Genomic DNA, 21,138 nt, shown 5'->3' with positions numbered 1-21,138 from the left:
GAGGTACAGAAAAAGAAATCAAACCGGAAAAACAGGTTCGATATCATCGAAACCTCACCAGGCTGGATCATGCCGGATATCATACCCGAGTAATTCGATGTAATTCACAATTGACAAAATATGTTGCAGTTTTAATCATCATTAATGTGATACAGATCACATTAATTTACGATATAAACTGAACTTTTTACTGCCTAAGAAAGGTAAACTCTGTGGCAGTTAGTAAAAAGTAACCGGTTGCGGGCCAGAAAAATGTCATAGACAGCACCCTGCAGCCAGCAGGAAAATCCTTGCGGGTTACCTCACCGCGCACGTTTCAGACTGCGGTTATTACGATCAAAACATAAGTAAATATTATGATTCATCTTATGCAATCTTATAATCATCCGGGGGCGAACCTCGCTCCGGATGACATCACCCCCTGAGGATATCTGATGGCTATAAAACAGCACCACTACCAGGTTACCCTGCTCTGGACAGGAAACCGCGGGGAAGGGACCGCCTCCTATAAGGCGTATGATCGTTCTGCAGAACTGCATGCTGCTGGCAGAGATACGATAGCCCTGAGTGCTGACCCTGCATTCAGAGGTGACAAATCATGCTGGAATCCGGAACAACTCCTGTTAGCCTCAGTATCTGCCTGCCACAAATTATGGTATCTGCATTTGTGCGCGGATGCGGGAGTGGTAGTTGACGGATATCAGGACAACCCGGAAGGTACGATGGTGGAAGGGGACCGCGGGCATTTCACGCAGATCACCCTGCGGCCGGAAATTACCTTGCGTAATCTGCAGCAACAGTCACTGGCTGCTGACTTACACCATAAGGCACACGAGGCCTGTTTTATAGCTAATTCACTGAATTTCCCAGTGAACTGCGAACCGCTGTTTCTGGCCGGATGCGGGGCTGATTCCGCACCGGCTGACTGACAAAGGAACCCCGATGCAACAGGGTGAAAATATCACCGCGATGTACATTTTTTGCAGGGTGGCTGAACAGCAGAGCTTCAGTCATGCGGCAAAAATTCTGGGCATTTCGACGGCCAGTGTCAGCAGAGAAATTGCTGCACTGGAAAAACGGCTGGCGATAAAGCTGTTGCAGCGTACTACCCGTAAAGTGACGGTCACTGAGTGTGGCCGGTTATATTACCGTTACTGCCAGCGCATCAGCGAACAGCTTGAACAGGCTGATGATTTTATCCGGCAAATGCACCGTCAGCCCACGGGACAGGTCAGGCTGATGACACCGGTCACTTATGGATGTCAGTGTATTGTGCCGCTGCTCCAGACCTTTATGCAGCAGCATATTCATGTCAGGATCGATCTGGACCTGAGTGATCGCGAACCTGACATGGCGCAGGATGATATTGATGTGGCGATTGTTGTCCGTCAGCGTCCGCCGGACTATTCGCGGGTCAGACCTTTATCTGCCATTCACTGGGGCCTGTATGCGGCCCCGCAGTATCTGACCGGACATGCACCGGTTATCCGGCCACGGGACATTAACCGTCATCAGTTACTGACGTTCCATGGCCAGGCACATCAGGCCGCGCTCTGTTTTCGCAAAGATAAAAAACGGGTTGAAATTAATGCGGTCAGCCGGTTGCGTGCCAATAACAGTATGGCTTTGCTCACGGCGGCCTGCGCCGGGGCAGGAATTGCCTGCCTGCCGTCGTATATGGTGCATCAGGCGCTGGCGGACGGTAGTTTGCAGCCGGTATTACCCGGCTGGCAGTTACCCAGCTACCACAGTTACTTATTACTTAAACAGCCGGCAGAAAGCTTATCAGCGGTCAGTCTGCTCTGCGATATGCTGGCAGAGAAACTGAGTCATCAATGATTATTACGCTGTGGTAATAATCGGCGGGCTGCCGGTAAATATCCGGCCGGAGATATTTCTGACAGACATTGAAGGTTATTGTAGGTAATTCCTTAACAATACACAGGTTACTTTCGATGACAGGCTCTTCTGGCAGTACGGCGGAACCAGATATTTATTGGCGGCGTAATCTCTGGGTATGCACCTTCGGGTCATTCACTACCCTGGTTGCCATGACCTTACTCCTACCATTCCTGCCGCTGTACCTCCGTTCTCTGGGAGTGGACAGCAATGACAGCATCGCGCACTGGTCGGCTGTCGCCTATGGAGCAACTTTTCTGACAGCAGCGTTAACGGCTCCGTTATGGGGACGGCTGGCTGATAAATACGGCCGTAAGCTGATGCTGATCCGTGCCAGTGCAGGGATGGCGATTGCCATGTCGCTGATGGGAATGGCTACAGCGCCCTGGCAGCTGGTAGCCCTGAGGTTACTGGCCGGATTACTCGGGGGTTATGCTTCCGGGTCGATGATTGTGGTGGCTTCTCAAACCCCGAAACAGAAAACCGGCTGGGCGGTGGGGATCCTCTCCTCCGGCATTATGGCGGGTAATATTGCAGGGCCGCTGGTGGGCGGGATCCTGCCCGGGCTGATCGGCATCCGGCAGACGTTCCTGCTGACCGGAGCAATTATTTTTCTCACGTTTCTGGCGACATTATTATTACTTAAAGAACATCCACGGCCGGTTAAACAGGTCAGGTCAGGGACGCGGGAAACCACAGCGGCGATTGCTTTTCCGGTAAAAATGATGTGGGTCACGGGAATGTTACTGGTCTTTGCCAGTATGTCTGTGGAACCAATTATTACGTTATATATTGCGACGTTAACGGCGACACTGACACAGGCCACTTTGCTGGCCGGAATCGTGATGGCGGCCACCGCCGCCGGCAGTATTCTGGCGGCTCCGCGTATCGGGGCACTGGCTGACAGAATAGGGCACTGGCGGGTCTTATCGACAGGGTTACTGATATGCGGAATATTACTGATTCCGCAGGCATTTGTGAACCAGGTCTGGCAACTGGTGGTATTACGGTTTGGTATGGGGCTGGCGCTGGGAGGCATGCTGCCCTGTATTACGGCCATTATCCGCCATCACAGCGAGGCCAGTAATACAGGGCGTTTGCTGGGATATTCCACTTCAGCACAATATGTCGGTCAGGTCAGCGGACCGTTATTTGGCGGTCTGGTCGCCGGACAATGGGGGACTGCGGCCGTGTTTCCTGCAACGGCAGTCGTTATGCTGGCGGCGGGGTTACTGAATCTGATCTGGCTTCAGAAAAGCACGGACTGAACAGGGGAAAGTATACCCGCCCGGCACAATTACAGGTGCCAGGCGGGTAGCAGATTACTGTTTTGCGCTGACCAGAGGAGTGATCAGACGACGAAGTAACGGAATAAGCAGTGCGATGATGGCGGCGGCAATCACCGAGCCCCAGCCCAGCATATTAAAGATATGGCTGTATCCGGGATTGGTTGCGACCGGGGTCGAGCCGCTGTTCTGTGGCATCATACCGGAGAAGTATCCGGCCAGTACCGAAGCAACGCCGGTCACCATCATCCAGCTTCCCATCATCAGGCCCTGATGTTGTTTAGGTGCCAGTTTTCCGATCATGGCGTAACCAATCGGCGAAATCAGTAACTCACCGATACTCTGCAGAATGTAGCTGATTACAATCCATTTAAAGGCCATTAACCCATCGTTACCCGCCAGGTCGATACCCACAGGTAAGACCAGCATCCCCAGTCCGATAAATACTAAGGAAGAAGCAAACTGTAAGGGGATATCAATACGGAAGCCTTTGGCGCGTAACCGGTTAAAGAAGGCCGCCATTAGCGGGCCACCGATAACAATAACAATGGTATTAATATCCTGAATCCACTGGGGAGCAACCTGCCAGCCGTAGACATTCAGATTGATATTATTTTCTGAAAACAGCATCAGGCCCATAGGTGCCAGCTGGTACAGAGACCAGAATACCAGTGAACCCAGCATCAGGATCAGGTAAGCCCCCATCCGTGAACGCTCAGCAGCCACCGGATGTTTCGCAGCCATCAGACACAGCAGGATAAATACCAGAATCCCGACCGCAATAACAAAATAGCTGCTGATACCGGCATGGCCCAGCATTATACGGATCACCGGCAATAAGATGATCAGGATAGCTATACCGGCGAGTAACCGCTTACGGAATACCGCCGGGCTGACAGTAGTTAATGGCGTATCTTTATCTTTTAACTGTTTCCAATAGATCAGCGTCAGCAGGATGGCAAGAATATTACCTAAAGTGGCAAACAGGAACAGTGTCCGGTAGTCAGCATCTAACTGGTAATATCCTGCGACAGTAAATCCGAGGAAAAAGCCGAGGTTCATCCCTGCATAGTTCCACAGGAAGGCACTTTCACGGCGATGGTCATTTGGTGCGAAACGTTGTGTCAGCATCATATTCAGGCAGGTCACGTTCAGGCCACTGCCGGTCAGGAACATCGCCAGTCCCCAGTATAGTCCGCTGACTCCGGCGGTCGCTATCAGGTAACAGCCGATAATCTGCAGCACCATCCCCAGCACAAACAGGTTACGGTTACTCAGGTAACGTCCGCCAAGATAGCCGCCAAACAGGTGCAGGCCATAGTTAAATGCGCCGAAAACGCCCATAATGGCGTTAGCTGAATCTTCACTGAATCCGAGCTTTTTGGTGGCGTACAGGACCAGAGTGGAGTACAGCACGGCAAAGCCGAGGGTCGAAAACATTTGAATGAAAAAAAGCACACCGGAACCGGCGCTTTTTTCTGAGAGAGTTTTAACTGAAGCGTTCAACGCTTTCCCCTTGTTATAGATGATGTTGTGATATGTTGTTACGGGCTTTCACGGGGAAAATCCGGCAGACCCTTTGTAAGGTTTGTAAAAAAATGCCAGTTTTCCGTAAAACTCTCAACTGTTTACTTTGATTTTTTATGCATTTTATATGGTTCATGACGCATTTTATTAAAAATAATATGATCTTATAAGTTAACGACAGCATAAAAAACCGGTGCTTATCGCCGGATGTTCCGGCCGGTAACGGGGAAACAGGGGCCGTTACCGGACCCGCTGATCGCGGATGGTCATGTCACGGCATAACCCGCTGTTGCCCTGAGTATGCTTACCGCAGCGAATGTAAAGGCGGTTATGTTATCCTTATCGCCTTATTATGCAGGGAAAATTAGCAGCTATGGTGTGTTCTGATGCGGATTACCGGATGATTAAAAATGATCGTTTTGAGCTGATGGCTATTCTCAGAACTTTATTCAGGGAAAAAGAACACCTGCAACTTAGCAGCGGGCAGGGGATCGGTTTTGAAGTCGTGCGCCTTGAAACGGGGCGTATTTTTCTGCAAGCTTTGCAGGAAACGGTGTCCCTTCCCGGTCAGCTCGATTTGATTGCCGAAGGCAGTGAAGCAAAAATAATAGTTACTATTCACCCTGAAACTTCACCGGACATGGCTGCAGACGGATTAATTACCGGGACTATCCCTGATAATTTTTACTACTACCAGCGCAGAGTTAATTTGCGGGTACCACTGCCATTATGGAAACATTTCACCCTGACTTTACCCGCCTCTGGCCTGATCGTACCACAGCCTTTTTTTATTTATGATTTTTCTGCCGGCGGAGTGGGGGTTTATATTCCGAAGATATTACCTGAAACGGTCACTGTCGGTGCAGTATTTAAAAAAGCCCGGTTATCGCTCGGCGAATATGGTGACTTTAATACCAGCATCGAAATTATTGCGATTAATCCGCTGGAAGAAGAATTAGCCGGCCATCCGGGGTATCAGCAACGTATGTCGGTCAGGTTCACGCATCTGTCATTAATTAATCAGCGAAATCTGCAAAAAATAGCTTATGCATTTGAGGTGAATTTTAAGCGTAAACGATAATTTATTTCTCTTATAGAAAAACGGTTATTTTCCTGTCACTGACGGGTTGTTTTTGCTGCCGGAAATCTTGTCTCCGCATCTCTGTTGCCGCCCGTTACGGTTCAGAATAGCGGAGACCTGACCGGGGAGTATGTCCCGGTCAGGTGATGCATTATTTCACGCGGAAACGGTAACTGCCGGTTGTTTTATGACCGTCAACCGATAACGCATGCCAGTTGACCTGGTATGCGCCGTGACTTAACGGGTGAGTGACCGGTACAACCAGAACATTTTTCGCTGATGCTTTTACGGTTCCCTTCCCGGTAGTGACCTTGCTGCCGTTTTCGTCGGACAGGCTGGCACCGGTGAATGCGGGTTCCAGATCTTCTGAAAAATGCAGGGTTAGCTGCTGCGGAGGTACTGATATTTCGCTCTGGCTGGCCGGTGAAGCCAGAGTCAGGTGCGCGTGTGCCAGTGCCTGCTGGCTGAGCAGTAAGCTGCCCGGTAATACCATCGCGAATATCACAGATTTAGAAATAAAAGACATGATTATTCCTGTAACGCCGGGGCCGCTAAAGACGATATACCGGCCCTGATTAAGGTTATTTATACCGGTGATGATTAAAAAGGCGTTCCCGCATATCTGAGCAGCGGGTCCTGATAACACCGGCTGATACTGATAATCTGCATCGCCAAAAAATCTCAGCAGATCTGCCAATATTCACTGGCCGGGGGAGCCCGTGGTTGCTGATCTCCGGCGAACTGCGCGGCTGGCAGAATCAAACGCTGTATACATGGCTTTTCCCTGCATAATCTCAGACTGAGATTGCACAGAATAATCATCATTATCAGTAGTATTGGCATGTGCAGCAGCACACAGTAACCGCAGACATCCTCACCCGGCATTGTCATGGGCGGCGCGGCCGGTACAGGGTGAATTGCCGCAGTCTTTTCGGCCGCTGACAGAGCAGTTACTGTCATCTCTGCGGACATACTGTTTGCAGTAGCAACAGACTGCCGGGCCGTCTGAGTATCAGACAAGGGCGAATGCAGGTTACGGGAGATATCCGGAGCAATAAACAGCATCAGTATTGCCAGAATAGCAACAACAGCAGGAAGCTTAGTGTGTGACAGCCGTATCAGAAATGACAAATAGCAATTCCATAAGACACCGGTAAGTTATGCCCGCAGTGTAATATTTTTTCAGCTTGTTTGTTAATGATAATGATGGTTTTTATTATCTTTATTTTGCATTTACTTTGCGTATTTATGAGCAGAGGTCAGGCCGCGGGCTGACCGTAAAGAACGTGCGGGGTGGATGCCGGGGACCTTTTCCCGGCTTTTCTGCGACCATGACGCTTAGAGATATCCCGCAAGGGAAACACCTGAAGCCAGCCTCTGAGAACGGCTATTGCCTGACAATTATCGAGGGTAAGTCTTTACTTACTGACGTTTCTGATGATGCCCTGACATCAGGGCCTGTCAGCGATGTTTTCTCCATGAGACCGGGTATTATCGCTGTTAAGTAAGTGAGTGTTTACCTCCATTCTGTTTGCCGGTTTGGGCAGAATGATGTTCAGTATAATCGCCAGTAAACCGCCGCTGGTCACGGCATTCTGCATCAGTGTCCGGGCAAATGCCGATAGCTGCTTAATAATATCCGGCTGCGCTTCAATGCCCAGGCCGACCCCGAAAGCAATGGCAATAATCAGCATACCGCGGCTGTCAATCGGTTCGCGGTTCATGACCCGGATACCGGCAGCGATAACATGACCAAACATCACCAGTGTAGCGCCGCCCAGTACCGGCCCGGGCAGCTGTTCCAGCAGGTGACTGAACTCCGGGAACAGACCCGGCACGATAAATATTCCGCCAATCCGGAAGCCGGCATAACGGCTTGCGACCCGGGTCATCTGTATGACGCCGTTATTCTGTGCAAAGGTGGTGCGGGGGAAGGTACTGAATATGGCTGCCAGCAGGCAGCTAATGCCATCTCCCAGAATGCCGCCTTTCATCCGTTGTTCAAACTCAGGACCAGTCAGTGGCTGTTGTGACAACACACAGTTAGCGGTCAGGTCTCCTGCCGCTTCAATAATCGAAATAAACGACACCAGGGCGACATGAATAAATAAGCTCATGGTAAAGTCCAGCCCGAACCGGAAAGGCACCGGTAATGTCAGTAAGGGACCTCCGGGGGCAAAATGCGGATGGAAAGAACCGGTCAGCCAGGCGGCCACACTGCCAGCCGCAATACCAGTAATAATACCCGACAGCCTGATCCACGGTGAACGGCTGCAATTCATGATGACAATCACCGCCAGGGTCAGAGCACCTAAACCAAGATTCGAGAGTGCCCCGAAATCGGCAGCACCCAACCCGCCTCCCCAGTCGCTGATACTGACCCTGATCAGACTGATACCAATCAGAACAATCACGCTGCCGGTGACCAGAGGGCTGAGCAGACAGGACAAGCGGTGGATAAAACGGCTGACGAGCAACGGGATAATTGCCGCGACCAGATTACAACCAAAGATCATGGCCAGTATCTGATCAGGGGTGCCTCCCTGTCATCATCGCCGTTCAGTGGTACTGTCAGGTCAGGGAAAGAAAATTGTCTGTGGCGCGGATGAAACAACAGATTCATCATTGATCTGTTTGCTGCTAATTGGTTCATTCACAGGGGCGATGCACCATAAAAGAACTGTTCGGGTAGTATCAGGACCTGCGGGGGGCTTAAGCGCGGAGGCTGGCTACAGGGCAGAGACAGAGAGGTTGTGTCTGGTGCGTCGCGGGGGGATTCCGTCCGGCAGGAAAATGCCCTTCCTGGCGGAAGGGCTGAGCATCATCAGAAATTGATAACTGTACGGATAGATTTACCTTCATGCATCAGATCAAATGCCTGGTTAATTTTATCCAGCGTCATGGTATGGGTAACGAAAGGTGCCAGCTCAATGTCACCTTTCATTGAGTCTTCTACCATCCCCGGTAACTGGGAACGGCCTTTGACACCACCGAATGCGGAACCTTTCCATACACGTCCGGTGACCAGCTGGAACGGACGGGTGGAAATTTCCTGACCGGCACCGGCTACCCCGATAATGACAGACTGTCCCCAGCCACGGTGAGCACTCTCGAGGGCAGCCCGCATGACATTGACATTGCCGATACATTCAAAGGTATGATCGACGCCCCATTTGGTCATCTCAATAATGACCTGCTGCACAGGCTTATCATAGTCATTCGGGTTGATAAAGTCGGTGGCACCGAACTGTTTTGCCAGTTCGAATTTGTCCGGATTAGTATCAATAGCAATAATACGCCCGGCTTTTGCCTGACGAGCACCCTGCACTGCAGCCAGGCCGATACCGCCCAGACCAAAGATAGCCACAGAATCCCCGGCCTGTACTTTAGCCGTGTTATGTACCGCGCCTATGCCAGTGGTCACCCCACAGCCCAGCAGACAGACATGTTCGTGGTTCGCTTCCGGGTTAATCTTAGCCAGTGAGACTTCAGCCACTACGGTATATTCGCTGAAGGTTGAACACCCCATATAGTGATACAGAGGCTGACCATTATAGGAAAAACGTGATGTTCCGTCCGGCATCACTCCTTTGCCCTGGGTTTCGCGTACCGCGACACACAGGTTAGTTTTACCGGATTTACAGAAGTCACACTCTCCGCATTCTGCTGTATACAGGGGGATAACGTGATCACCCACATTGACACTGGTTACACCTTCACCCAGTTCGACGACCACACCGGCCCCTTCATGGCCCAGGACCACAGGGAACAGGCCTTCAGGATCATCGCCTGACAGGGTAAAAGCATCGGTATGACAAACGCCGCTATGGGTAATTTTGATTAACACCTCACCCTTTTTAGGCGGAGCGACATCAATCTCGACGATTTCCAGCGGTTTTCCCGGCCCGAAAGCGACCGCAGCACGTGATTTCATAGTGAGTTTCCTTTGTTCAGCGGAGGATCTGGTTACTTAAGATAAGCGCGAACCAGCCCGATCGTATCGTTAACTGAGGTATTGAGCTGCCGGCTATCGGTTTCACTCCCCTCAAACGTTTCTCTGATATGGCTTTCCAGAACTTCGGCCATCAGACCATTGACTGCACCACGTACCGCAGCGATTTGCTGCAATATTGCACGGCATTCATGCCCGTCATCCAGCGCTTTTTCGAGGGCATCAATCTGCCCGCGGATGCGTCTGACACGGGTCAGGGTTTTCTTTTTTGCTTCAGGGGTACTTGGCATCGTACATTTCTCACTCAGGTGATGGCGACTAATATACTATATGGGAGTATAGTATTGGAAGGGGTGTTAATATTTTTTCGTACCGGCGGGTGGCCTCAGGCAATAAAAAAACCTGTGGAATGGCCGGTGCCGGAACGCTAAACCATATGATTTAAATAACGATTTTAATTGCGGTGAATTACCCGCAACATTATCGCGCTGCCGCTCGGGACTGGTATCTGGCAGGGCGGAACCCGGCACGGGCCATAATCCGTGACTGCACAGAATTTTATTGCCGGCAGATAACCTAAAAACATAGTCTGTTCAGGCATTGTAATTTACACTGCGCGCTGCAAAAATTGGGCAGATAAACGAGTGAACAGGCGGTAATAGCGATGAACGGAACGATCACAACCTGGTTTAAAGATAAAGGCTTTGGATTTATCAAAGATGAAAACGGCGATAACCGTTATTTTCATGTGATTAAAGTCGCCAACCCGGAGCTGATTAAGAAAGATGCGGCAGTGACTTTTGAGCCGACCACCAATAATAAAGGCCTGTCTGCTTTTTCGGTAAAAGTGATCCCTGACAGCAAATATATCTATATTGCCGGAGAGCGTCTGAAGCTGACCGCAATTAAATCGTTTGTGGTATACAGTGAGGAAGTGCCTGTCGATGCGGGTATCGATAAAGAAAATACAGTACTGTCGGTGGGGGCACTGATGAACAGCATCCGGCCAAAATCGTCAGCCACCTCCGGCGAAATGCGTTCACTGAAAAAACTGGCGATCACCACTTTCCAGGGAACAACTCTGATCTTTTCTGAAGATGAAATTGATATCGACTATACGGTTAAGTTACTTAAGGTTCGATAAGTATCGTACTGTCCGGCGTCAGCGCCCTGCAGTATAAGTCTGTGGCGCTATCCTGATGTAAAAAGGGGAGAATGGCAGAGAATCTGATCCCCTATTTACCTTCACATCTTAAAAAATGCCTCTCGCTTTTATCGTTTCAACTTCCATACAGTCTCTCCTTGTTAATGCTAATGCATGCGTACCTTAGCATTAAGTTATTCAGACAGAGTGGCATTTAAGCAAGTGAAATGCAGCGGCGCACTCCCCATAACGTCTTATTGCATGTACGATAACCAAAGTCTCTGTGTTCGCTTATTGGGACCGGTAAGTTAAATTGCAACAGGACTACCATGATTGAAAAAAGTAGCGCGGAAAAGCTACTCAGTGCGCTGGCATGTCAGAGATCAGAACTGAAATCGATCGTATCGATCGTCAGGTAATCTCATTACCTGGTGAACGATATGAATTTGTTAAAGCAGCATCCCGATTTGACGCCATGGCTGAAATAACGCAGAGCCCGGGCTGAAGAACAGGGGTTAAGCTCAGACCTTATAGAAAAAATTTATAAGCAGATTGTTAACTGGTTTATCTCAGAAGAAATAAAGCACCGGGAAGAAACTCAACCTGATTTAACGTAAATCCTTCTTTTCCTTTATCACAGAGAGTGCGTAATGTCTTACAGTCTTGGGGTGTTAGCCGGCATGGGGCCTCGTTCCACAGCGCCTTTTATCGATATGCTGGTCGATGAGTGCCAAAAGCAATACGGGGCCAGATTCGATATCGACTATCCAAGAATGCATATTATTTCCTTGCCGACTCCTTTTTTCCCTAACCGTGTGATTGATGATGCCGCAATGTCCGCGGCATTGCGCGATGGCATTAGCAATCTGGTAAACGCCGGGGTCAATTTGATCGTGGTTCCCTGTAATGTGGCACACTGCTACTTTAATGAAATGCAGGAGGCCAGCGGCGGTATTCCTGTCCTGCACATTGCCGACTGCGCACTTGAATGCCTGCCGTCCGAAACGGAGAACATCGCCGTGATTGCTACTGAGGCTACGCTTGATGCGGGTTTTTATCAGCAGCGTTTACATCTGATGGGAAAGCGCTGTGTAGCTTCTGACCCATTACGTGCTATCACTACACATTTGATAGCGCTGATTAAGCAAAACGGATTTACCTGTCCTGAAGTGATAACGCAGTGGCGAAACCTGACTTCTCTGGCGCAGGAAGCTGGCGCCCAGGGGCTGATTATTGCCTGTACTGACATCAGCCCCTTACTTAAAAGCCATCCTCAGCAGCATCTGTCAATTGTTGATACTGCATCAAGTCTGGCTGAAGCGACCATTCGCAGTTTTGCTAAGGCGAGGTCAGCTCAGTCGCTGCATGCACCATCATGTCTTTAACAGGAACAAGAAAATATGTTATCTGTTCAATTTTTTGCGCCATTTTTTAGATAAAAAGAACAGAGCATTGAAGGTTTATCGATTTCCCGGAAGCAGATCTTTGATTTTACCCACGTAATGTCGACATAGCCCTAAGCGGGTTTCTGGTGTTCAGAGGGTTCGGGGCTGAGACCGCCACAGGCACTGTGACGACGCCAGCGATTGTAATCACACCCGATATAATTAAATGCCGTTTCCCGCATTATTTCCTGACTGACCAGGCATTCACCCCGGATACCTTCGGCTTTCAGCCAGCTGACGCTTAAGGCGGGCAATTTCAACAGATGTTTCCTGCTCACGCCGGGAAGATGAATGGGCACTCTTTAGTGTGCTGCGTCTGGCATAGCGCTGAGATTCATACAGGCTGAGCTCACGTGCTGTGGCCACAATGCCGATAGGTTCAGCGAGTTTCAGGGCTTCATCGCGTAATCCGGATGTGTACTGTTTACGGGTGAGATCAGATCAAGTCTCAGGGAAGAGGCGAGTGTGCCGGACCCGCTTTTATGGATCAGCGGTGCGCAGAAAGCAAAAAACCCGCCAGAGGCGGGTTTTTCAGAATAGTGGTGCCCGAACTCGGAATCGAACCAAGGACACGGGGATTTTCAATCCCTTTAGAAAGACAAAAATTATAAAGGAAATCACATCAATACAGAGTGTAATGCTTTCCTTGGAAAATGATTTGAATAAAAATATTGGTTACTTACTGAGTAATTGATATAAAAAGCTATAAAAATCATCACCACACCTTAACCATACAGTAGCTTTGTTGAATAAATTGTTAAAGATCAAATCCTGCATCCCCTGACAACTCCGATAATCCCGTGGGAGGCTAAACAGAAGTTCAGAATCACCAACTGGGACACCTATAACAATGAAGCAGCTGTGAAGAGGTTACTGATGCAGCGTGACTACGATGGTCAGGTAGCGGAAGCTATGGCCATGATGTGAGCGTTGCACAGGATGACAAAGGCTGGAATACCAGAAGCGTACATATTACCTGAAAATCCAGCCAGTGTTAGAACTCCACTGCCTTTTATTGTTAAATAAATCTACATTAATAAAAAAAATTAAAGTTTCATTTGAAAATTTACATTAATCTGTTATTAATTAACATGATTAATCTTTCCTGATCTGATTAGTCTTTTCCAAACTATTGCACACCTATTACGCTATATCTACCATTATTGAGGTATTGATATGTTAAAAAGAACAGTGTTATCAGTCTTGGTTTTAGCATCTTCAGCAATTAGCTTCCATACCTTTGCCGCTGATGGAACAGTAAATTTTACAGGAAACATAACCAATGCGGGGTGTAGTGTGGCTAGTGACTCACTAAGCAAAACCGTGGCTTTAGGTAATGTCAGCTCCAGCGCACTGACAACAGCAGGAAATACAGCAGGTGCACATCTGTTTACCATTAATCTTACCGATTGTCCGGAAGATCCATCAGCACATGTTCGTTTTGATGGAACGACTAATGCGTCTAACTCATCCATTCTGGCGCTTACTGATGCAGGCCAGGAAGGAACAGCTACCAATGTAGGCGTAGCTTTATATGAAAGTGATAGTACAACGCCTATTATTATAGGGGTTCCTTCCAGTACTATAAATATGACGGAAGGAAGTAACAGTCTTAATTTTTATGCTAAGTATTATGCGACAGGAGCAGCAACCGCTGGAACTGCAAATTCGACAGCAACTTTCACAGTAGTATATCAATAAATTAAAGGAGCCGCAGTAATGCCATACAAAGGATGCAATTTCATGTTCCGTTTACTTGCGGTTCTTTTTCTGACTATTTCACAGTGCGCATATTCAGGTGTTCAGATTGATGGGACAAGGGTTATTTATAACGAAAAGTCAAATCAGGTAGACCTTGGAATCAACAACTCAGATGACCACCCTTATTTAATTCAGGCCTGGGCATCAAAAGATATTAATGGCCATCAAGTAGATCAGACTTTTATTATGACTCCCCCTTTATTTCGCCTTGAACCGAAATCAACAAATTCCGTCCATATCGTTTATACTGGGAAAGAATTGCCAAAAGACCGGGAGTCTTTATTCTGGATGAACATTAAATCAATACCTGCAACCGACCCTAATGCTAAAAACAAGCTAACAATAAATGTAAAAAGTGTCATAAAATTATTATTCAGACCTGAAGGCCTTAGTGGTAACTCTTTTGATTCTGAAGGTCAAATTACCTTCGAGCATGAATTAGGAAAAGTGTTTGCTATAAATAACTCACCTTATTACATAACATTATCAGAACTTAGCATCGATAATAAAAATGTTAATGACCCACCAATGATCCCACCAAAAAGTAAAATAGTTATACCAGGATCTTTTATAAGTGTACAGAATATAAAATGGAAGGCAATAAATGATCTTGGTGGAATATCTAAAGAATTTCATCAAGGAAGTTAAATTCATGACTGAAAACCCGGGACTGGAATCATGATAGAACGTAACATTTATGGGGGAAGCTTGTACTACACGTTGCTTCTTACATGTACGCTTTACTATCCGGATACATCCCGGGCAAGCGACTATTTTGATCCTGCTGCAATTGATAATATGGGATACAAAGATAAAGCTATTGATCTTAGTGCTCTCAGCCATCAGGGTGGACAACTTCCGGGGAAGTATTATACGAACATATATTTAAATGATGTTCTGGTAGACACAAGAAATATTAATTTTGTATCAAATAACGGCACCCTGTCCCCCAGAATAACAAAAGAAGATCTTGTTAAATGGGGCGTGTCACCGAAATCAACAAAAGAATTCAACAGATTACCCGATGGTATAATCTCAGGGAGTATTTCCTCATATCTTCCTGGTAGTTATTTCAGGTATGACCCATCAAATCAAATGCTGAAGATAAATATCCCGCAGATTTATACAATCAGCAGACCTCAGGGTATGGTTCCTGCCAGTGAATGGAATGATGGTATAAATGCCGCAGTCATTAATTACGCTTACTCAGGATACAATTACTTAGGGAATAATTCCGGAGAATATAGAGAAAACCAATACCTTAACTTACGCAGTGGGCTGAATATAGGCGGATGGCGTTTAAGAAACTATTCAACCTGGTCTCACACAGATAATAATAATCACTGGAACAGCATAAACTCTTATTTACAGCATGATGTTAGATCTATTAATTCACAGGTGATTTTTGGTGAGAGCCATACACCTTCTGAAGTTTTTGATAGTTTTCCATTTAAAGGCGCTCAAATATTTTCTGATGATGATATGATACCCCAGAGCATGCGTGGTTTTGCCCCGATAATAAGAGGCATCGCACAAACTAATGCACAAGTTACTATCAGACAGTCCGGAAATATTATTTACCAATCTTACGTACCTCCCGGACCTTTTGTTATTGATGATCTCTACCCAACCTCTGCTGCCGGAGAGCTTAATGTATCAATAAGAGAAGCGGACGGTACTACCAGAACGTATACTCAGGCTTTTTCTTCCGTTCCAATGATGCAGCGTGAAGGACGAATAAAATACTCAGTTACTGCGGGTAAATTTCGAGCAACTTCCGGTAGCAATGAAAAGCAACCAGAATTCACTCAGGCAACATTAATTTATGGATTACCCTATTCAAGTACGGTTTATGGTGGAAGTATCTATTCATCAAAGTATCAGACTGCCAGTATTGGTCTGGGAAAAGGCCTTGGAGATATAGGTTCGGTTTCTATAGATTCTACATTTGCCAGAACAAAATTTAATAACACTCAGAAAAATGGTGAATCATTTCGTTTTCAATATTCTAAAAACTTCGTGACCAGTGGAACATCATTCTCATTATCAGGATATCGTTATTCTACTTCAGGATATTATGATTTTAATGAATCAAATGGTTACTATGAGGATTATCCTATAACCTCTGACTCTCAGGATATAGATGATTTAAAAAATGAATACTCATCATGGCGAAGCGTTCATAATAAGAAAAGCAAATCTGAGATAAACATCAGCCAGACATTAGGAAATATAGGCAGCCTTTATGTTTCAGCCTATCAGCAAAACTACTGGGGGGTTTCAGGGAGTGAGCGGAGCATCAATGTTGGATATAATGTTAATTATTCATCGGTAAATTATTATATTAACTATTCTGAATCTAAATCTGCTTATGATAATAAGAGAGATGATATCATCTCTTTCTCTCTGCAGATACCATTTGATAAATTCATGCCCAATAGCTGGATAAATATGTCTTCCAGTAACACGAGTCATAGCGGTACTAATAGCAATGTCGGTATTTCCGGAACGGCTATGGAAGATAACCAACTTAGCTACAATCTCCAGCAAGGATATGACAGCCAGGGAAGCAGCAGTTCAGGTAGTGTTTCAGCATCCTATAAGGCAGGTTTCGGGAATTACCAGGCAGGATATAACTATACTGGCGGACAAAAACAGCTTAACTATGGTGTTAGTGGTGGTGTTATTATACATAAGCATGGTGTCACTTTATCTCAGCCATTAGGTGATACACTGGCATTAATTCAGGCTGATAATGCCCCGGATATAAAAGTGGAGAATAATACCGGAGTATATACAAATGACCAAGGCTATGCTGTTGTTCCGTACATGTCACCTTACCAGAGAAATACAATCCAGCTGGATACATCATCATTACCGGAAGATATTGATATTATAAATACATCCAGCACTGTCATACCGACTGACGGGGCAGTCGTTCTTGCAACATTCAAAACAAGAATAGGCAGGAAAATATTAGTTACAATCGATAAAGATATATCGGTACCATTCGGTTCAATTGCGAGTATAAAAAATCAATCTGACACTATCTCTTCAGGAATTGTAGATGACCAGCAGCAAGTCTATCTGAGCGGAGCCCCGCAAGAGGGTACCATCGATGTTGCCTGGAAAGACGGCCAATGCCATGCGCCATATCATATTGATGATAAGAGCAGACGCATTTATTTCATAAAAGTAAAATGTCAACAGTAGGAAATTATAACTATGAAATCGATTTTTTTATCTATGATAACAGTTGTTCTTTTTCTACTGTCACCTTCGGTAAAGGCATATACATGCTCAACAACCACTGTCAATAATTATATTTCACCGCCATCAATGACTGTTAGCCGTGATTTACCTGTCGGCTCACCCATTGGTCAGCCTGTGTCAGTAACAGGTATCAGAGCATTTAACTGTAGTAACAATGGAACATCACCAAATATAAACTACCAGGAAGTCGGGATTAAAGCTTATGGTAATTACGTAACAACCATTAACAACAGGAGAATTTACCAAACAAATATAAAAGGTATTGGTTATGCTGTTGCTGGTGAAGGTTGTGGCAATTCAGGGATGATATATGTACGACCGGGGAATGATTTTGGTGGTGAAGATGCAAACTTACTGTGCTCTATCAATGGTATATTTAGTACAAAAATAGTTGAGATTGCAGAGGTTCAATTCTATAAAACAGAGCAAAATACAGGAATAGGAACTGTATCAGCAAGAACGGTAGGAGCAATTGTCATGAAAACTAATAAATCTTACTGGGAAAGTCCTGAATCAAATATCAGGATAAACGCGTTTCACGTATATACTATAGCCTGCACTGTGAATTCACAGGTAATTAGTGTTGATATGGGGAGTGTAAAACCATCAGATTTCCATGGCATAGGAACATGGCCTGGAGATCAAAATACGCGAAATTTCAATATACCATTAACATGCAATTCAGACGCTAATGTAAATATACAGTTTGATGGCAATGCATACGATGCGAATAATGGCCTACTACGGTTAAATAGTGGTAATGATTCAGCAAGCGGCGTTGGGATACAACTGCTTTACGAAAAAAAGCCAGTGGTATTATCAAGTGTATTTAGTGCGGGAAGCCCGGGCGTTGAAGGTGTTTTTAATATTCCATTACAAGCAAGATATTATCAAATAGATAAATCGGTAGATGTTGGTAATGCGAATACAAGTGCCACATTCACGCTCACATATAAATAATGGTGTTTTTCAATAAATAAAAATTTTCTTTACTTAAAAATCAGTGGATGCCTACGCTGGTATCACAGAGATTGCTTATGGGAAAACAGATGTTCAAAACTACTGATTGGAGTACTGACAACAAAGGTCCTGTAAACTGGGGTTCTATGAATTTTTGACTCGATTATGAGACTACCCGGAAGCAAATTTCAGCTGGAAATAGGTTTTGTTGAAGAACTCAAATAGCGCTGATATCTTGCACGTACTGGAGGCAGTGCTGCCTCATACAATACCTTAATCGCTTCACCGTCCAGCCAAAAATCCATGAAGCCGCAGTTGATAATCGCTTTTTTTGTTATAGGTGTATCAGTTGGTGATTCTGAACTTCTACTTAGGCGACGGGGCTGCCTACGCTGTCAGGGGGTGCGGGATTTGATCCTTAAGCTCAGCAAAATTTCGATGTATTCAACAAAGCCCTGGAGAAATAAAAATGTCTAAAACACGAGAGAACTGAGTATTGGGCCTAAAACACAGATGTTTGACGCCCTAAAAAGTAATACCCAAGCGGTTATTTCTTCTCTCTTGGCTTACCCGCATCACTGCGCTTTGCTCGCCATTGCCCATCCTCATTACGAGAACGATTCTCGCCAGCAGTAGGACCAGTTTTTACAATGGGACAATGGGTATCTTTAGATGATGGCATAACGACCTCAAAAAAGCAAAAGTATGAAGTTCTATCATTACGCTTTTCACCATCAATTAGCAATCATTGCATAAAAATTTAATCACACATCAAGTGCCACCCAAAAAGCACCTTTGCAGTAAAATTATGCCCCCCCCTTAACCAAAAAATGGTTAAGGGGGTTAAAATCACTCACAACAGCGAAATAACTGCCTACTGGGTGGGTGTTTGTCACTCTGGTAAGTACGCATCGCCTCCTCACAGAGTCCATGCGCTTGTTTTGCGATGGTTTTGCCAAAATTCACCAACAAACCATGCTTTATCTTAGGTGTTTCACTGTCGAGAGTCAGCGTGAAGTAAGTGCTCTGTACATCGATATCACAGAATAACTCTCTGAACGATAGCTCTGCTGCACGCGTGATGGCCTGTCGGTAATCGCATAAGTTAATTTTATAGCGGGCACTGGCATCAACCAGCTGATAAGTACGTTGGATAAGCATCAGGTTATCTTCCTCTAATTCGGGCTAATAGTATCTAATAACCTGTTATGGTTTTTACTGCCTGCGCTGCTCTGAAAATCAGGGCCGCCAGACCCGCCAGTGCGTACCCTGCCGGAATCTGTCCAAGTGTGATGCAAAGTAAATATCATCACATAAGTTACCGGTAATGCAGCGGGCGGTGAAACGATGACAATTAGAATCCAAGATGTGGTACTCATAAGGCTCCCCCACCCATGATAAAGCTCTGTCACTGGCAGTCTTCTGCCCGACAGGGGTCATATCATCACAATCCGTATAAATTGAAATCGCTGAGTTAAAGCCCCCTAATCGTCTCAAAAACTGCTCACCGGTGCTGCAACTGACTCTCCCATCACCCTCCAGATGGACTATCTTGCCGCCTCCCACATAAATACCGCTGTGCAGCGTCATATCAAACAGTAATTCACACTGCACTATCCCGCCGAGAGCAGGCTCCCGGATACAGTTCATATCAAGATTATCCCACAGTGAAACAGCAAGGTTTTTCCAGGGCCATAAACTGAGAATGGATGATGTCATCTATGTAATTTCTCCAAAAAAATACTCCGGGGGCACCCCCCCCCGGATGACAGGCACACTAACCATAAAGCCGGGCTAAAGACCCGTCAGAGTGCTATACAACCGGACACTTTTTAATGAAGATATTCAGCTGGTCAGCCCTGTGTTTCAGGTCAGGAAAGCACTGATGCATAAACACAGTATCCGGAGATGCCTCGATAAGGCAGACCTCCGGACTGCGTAATACTGCGGCCAGGAAACCGGGATTGTTACGACTTTTATGGCTGAATAGCGGGGCGAATTCCCGGGATGAAAAACTCTCCGGCAGCCCGGAGAGAAGAGACTCAATCACAGATATTTCTATCCATTCAGAGGAAAAGAGGCCACAGCCCTGATTAGATGCAAGACGCAGTACCGTGGTGTCTGTGGCCGGATTAATTCCCAGTTCGAAGACGATATTTCCTCTGGCATGAGGATTAATCTTTTCTGCCTCTCCACGGTACACAGTGCTAAAGCCCTCAGATGTTTCTGGCAAGGGTACTGCTTTAATGTGTTTAGCCATGCTCCGCCTCCCTGATATGTTCTGCTAATCCCGGGATGCAGGTAGTGGCAGGGAACAGCAGATATATCCCCTGTCCGTCATCACTGACAATGCCGAGTAACAGATACCAGCCATCCTCCAGATATAAAACATACTCCGGATACGCCAGAGCAACCTGCACAAGTGTATCGTCCGGAAGAATCTCTCCGTTATCAAGCTGCCACAGTACAGTATGAGTCAATGACCAGAATTCCTGTGCCTGAGCGGGTGAATCAAAATGCGCAGTCAGATGGTGATACAATGTTGCAGTGACTGACGGAGGAAGGGGAAGCCCGTTAAGGTAAGAAGGTGAATACAGTATTTGCATAATTTCAGTCCACGGAATTGATGTCCTGAAAATAATATGTGCCTGAATGACGCTGAGATTCGATTTCGTAACTTCATAATGTACAAAAAAAGAGCGAACAGAAATTTTTTTTAAATTTTTTTTAGCTCATTAAATGTACTGGAAAATGATCCTCCTCAGGACTTCCTATGGCATAATTTTTTTTGATTAAAAAACAACCTCCCC

Annotated in this window: 20 protein-coding genes and 3 pseudogenes; 10 read left to right on the top strand and 13 right to left on the bottom strand. The window is 46.3% G+C overall.

Annotated elements, in window-relative coordinates; all coding sequences use genetic code 11:
• Positions 1-434 precede the first annotated feature (434 nt).
• The 3 genes from JK216_RS07550 (at position 435) to JK216_RS07540 (ending at position 3,167) form a co-directional block, all read left to right on the top strand.
• On the top strand, positions 435-929 hold the full coding sequence (locus tag JK216_RS07550; RefSeq protein ID WP_212711436.1) for an OsmC family protein: 495 nt from the start codon (positions 435-437) through the stop codon (positions 927-929).
• A 13-nt stretch (positions 930-942) separates the two neighbouring features.
• Positions 943-1,839, top strand: a complete 897-nt coding sequence (locus JK216_RS07545; RefSeq protein ID WP_212707466.1) for a LysR family transcriptional regulator — start codon at positions 943-945, stop codon at positions 1,837-1,839.
• A gap of 116 nt (positions 1,840-1,955) precedes the next feature.
• The gene (locus JK216_RS07540) at positions 1,956-3,167 is read left to right on the top strand and encodes an MFS transporter (RefSeq protein ID WP_212707465.1); all 1,212 of its coding nucleotides are present in this window, start codon (positions 1,956-1,958) and stop codon (positions 3,165-3,167) included.
• Between the two features lie 54 nt (positions 3,168-3,221).
• Here JK216_RS07540 and JK216_RS07535 read toward each other — a convergent pair whose 3' ends face one another.
• Positions 3,222-4,691 carry an oligopeptide:H+ symporter gene (locus tag JK216_RS07535; protein ID WP_212707464.1) on the bottom strand — a complete coding sequence of 490 codons (1,470 nt, stop codon included), beginning with the start codon at positions 4,689-4,691 and terminating at the stop codon, positions 3,222-3,224.
• A 421-nt stretch (positions 4,692-5,112) separates the two neighbouring features.
• Between JK216_RS07535 and JK216_RS07530 the strand changes: the two genes are divergently transcribed.
• On the top strand, positions 5,113-5,793 hold the full coding sequence (locus tag JK216_RS07530) for a hypothetical protein (RefSeq protein ID WP_212711437.1): 681 nt from the start codon (positions 5,113-5,115) through the stop codon (positions 5,791-5,793).
• Between the two features lie 151 nt (positions 5,794-5,944).
• Here the strand turns inward: JK216_RS07530 and copC are convergent, their stop codons facing one another.
• From copC to frmR, 5 genes are all read right to left on the bottom strand, one after another.
• Positions 5,945-6,319 carry a copper homeostasis periplasmic binding protein CopC gene (copC, locus tag JK216_RS07525; protein ID WP_212707462.1) on the bottom strand — a complete coding sequence of 125 codons (375 nt, stop codon included), beginning with the start codon at positions 6,317-6,319 and terminating at the stop codon, positions 5,945-5,947.
• Between the two features lie 155 nt (positions 6,320-6,474).
• On the bottom strand, positions 6,475-6,924 hold the full coding sequence (locus JK216_RS07520) for a DUF2946 domain-containing protein (protein ID WP_212711438.1): 450 nt from the start codon (positions 6,922-6,924) through the stop codon (positions 6,475-6,477).
• Between the two features lie 320 nt (positions 6,925-7,244).
• Positions 7,245-8,315, bottom strand: a complete 1,071-nt coding sequence (locus JK216_RS07515; protein ID WP_283092849.1) for a solute carrier family 23 protein — start codon at positions 8,313-8,315, stop codon at positions 7,245-7,247.
• Between the two features lie 302 nt (positions 8,316-8,617).
• Entirely contained in the window at positions 8,618-9,727 is a 1,110-nt protein-coding gene (locus tag JK216_RS07510) for an S-(hydroxymethyl)glutathione dehydrogenase/class III alcohol dehydrogenase (protein WP_212707459.1), read from the bottom strand.
• Positions 9,728-9,759: 32 nt separating this feature from the next.
• Positions 9,760-10,035 carry a formaldehyde-responsive transcriptional repressor FrmR gene (frmR, locus tag JK216_RS07505; protein WP_212707458.1) on the bottom strand — a complete coding sequence of 92 codons (276 nt, stop codon included), beginning with the start codon at positions 10,033-10,035 and terminating at the stop codon, positions 9,760-9,762.
• 368 nt (positions 10,036-10,403) lie between these two features.
• On the opposite strand from frmR, the gene JK216_RS07500 reads away from it, so the two are divergent.
• Together JK216_RS07500 and JK216_RS07495 are read left to right on the top strand one after the other, a co-directional pair.
• The gene (locus tag JK216_RS07500; protein WP_212711476.1) at positions 10,404-10,889 is read left to right on the top strand and encodes a cold shock domain-containing protein; all 486 of its coding nucleotides are present in this window, start codon (positions 10,404-10,406) and stop codon (positions 10,887-10,889) included.
• 650 nt (positions 10,890-11,539) lie between these two features.
• The gene (locus JK216_RS07495) at positions 11,540-12,274 is read left to right on the top strand and encodes an aspartate/glutamate racemase family protein (RefSeq protein WP_212711440.1); all 735 of its coding nucleotides are present in this window, start codon (positions 11,540-11,542) and stop codon (positions 12,272-12,274) included.
• Between the two features lie 131 nt (positions 12,275-12,405).
• Here the strand turns inward: JK216_RS07495 and JK216_RS07490 are convergent.
• Positions 12,406-12,564: pseudogene (locus tag JK216_RS07490) on the bottom strand (IS3 family transposase); the annotation flags it as partial.
• Positions 12,560-12,763, bottom strand: a pseudogene (locus JK216_RS07485) (IS3 family transposase); the annotation flags it as partial. The pseudogenes JK216_RS07490 and JK216_RS07485, both read right to left, overlap by 5 nt.
• A 747-nt stretch (positions 12,764-13,510) precedes the next feature.
• Here JK216_RS07485 and JK216_RS07480 point away from each other — a divergent pair.
• The 4 genes from JK216_RS07480 to JK216_RS07465 are packed head-to-tail and all read left to right on the top strand — an operon-like array spanning position 13,511 to position 18,328.
• Positions 13,511-14,035: a fimbrial protein gene (locus JK216_RS07480; protein ID WP_212711441.1), complete on the top strand. Its 525-nt coding sequence runs from the start codon at positions 13,511-13,513 to the stop codon at positions 14,033-14,035.
• 42 nt (positions 14,036-14,077) lie between these two features.
• The gene (locus tag JK216_RS07475; protein WP_212711442.1) at positions 14,078-14,743 is read left to right on the top strand and encodes a molecular chaperone; all 666 of its coding nucleotides are present in this window, start codon (positions 14,078-14,080) and stop codon (positions 14,741-14,743) included.
• Positions 14,744-14,773: 30 nt separating this feature from the next.
• Positions 14,774-17,308 (top strand): fimbria/pilus outer membrane usher protein, encoded by a 2,535-nt coding sequence (locus tag JK216_RS07470; protein WP_212711443.1) that lies wholly within the window; start codon positions 14,774-14,776, stop codon positions 17,306-17,308.
• Between the two features lie 12 nt (positions 17,309-17,320).
• Entirely contained in the window at positions 17,321-18,328 is a 1,008-nt protein-coding gene (locus tag JK216_RS07465) for a fimbrial protein (protein WP_212711444.1), read from the top strand.
• A 221-nt stretch (positions 18,329-18,549) separates the two neighbouring features.
• On the opposite strand, the pseudogene JK216_RS17020 reads toward JK216_RS07465, so the two are convergent.
• The 5 genes and pseudogenes from JK216_RS17020 to JK216_RS07450 all read right to left on the bottom strand — a co-directional run.
• Positions 18,550-18,700 (bottom strand): annotated as a pseudogene (locus JK216_RS17020) (IS5/IS1182 family transposase); the annotation flags it as partial.
• 477 nt (positions 18,701-19,177) lie between these two features.
• A complete protein-coding gene (locus JK216_RS07460) occupies positions 19,178-19,489 on the bottom strand; it encodes a hypothetical protein (RefSeq protein WP_212711445.1) in 312 nt (103 codons plus the stop codon).
• 78 nt (positions 19,490-19,567) lie between these two features.
• Positions 19,568-19,918, bottom strand: a complete 351-nt coding sequence (locus JK216_RS17200; protein WP_349290159.1) for a lecithin retinol acyltransferase family protein — start codon at positions 19,916-19,918, stop codon at positions 19,568-19,570.
• 223 nt (positions 19,919-20,141) lie between these two features.
• A complete protein-coding gene (locus tag JK216_RS07455; RefSeq protein ID WP_212711446.1) occupies positions 20,142-20,588 on the bottom strand; it encodes a hypothetical protein in 447 nt (148 codons plus the stop codon).
• Positions 20,581-20,934 (bottom strand): hypothetical protein, encoded by a 354-nt coding sequence (locus JK216_RS07450; protein ID WP_212711447.1) that lies wholly within the window; start codon positions 20,932-20,934, stop codon positions 20,581-20,583. The genes JK216_RS07455 and JK216_RS07450 overlap by 8 nt, the downstream gene beginning before the upstream one ends.
• Positions 20,935-21,138: the final 204 nt, after the last annotated feature.

It is taken from the genome of Tatumella sp. JGM94 (genome assembly GCF_018257595.1).
Lineage (GTDB): Bacteria > Pseudomonadota > Gammaproteobacteria > Enterobacterales > Enterobacteriaceae > Tatumella > Tatumella punctata.
This window is presented reverse-complemented; position numbering and strand designations above follow the sequence as displayed.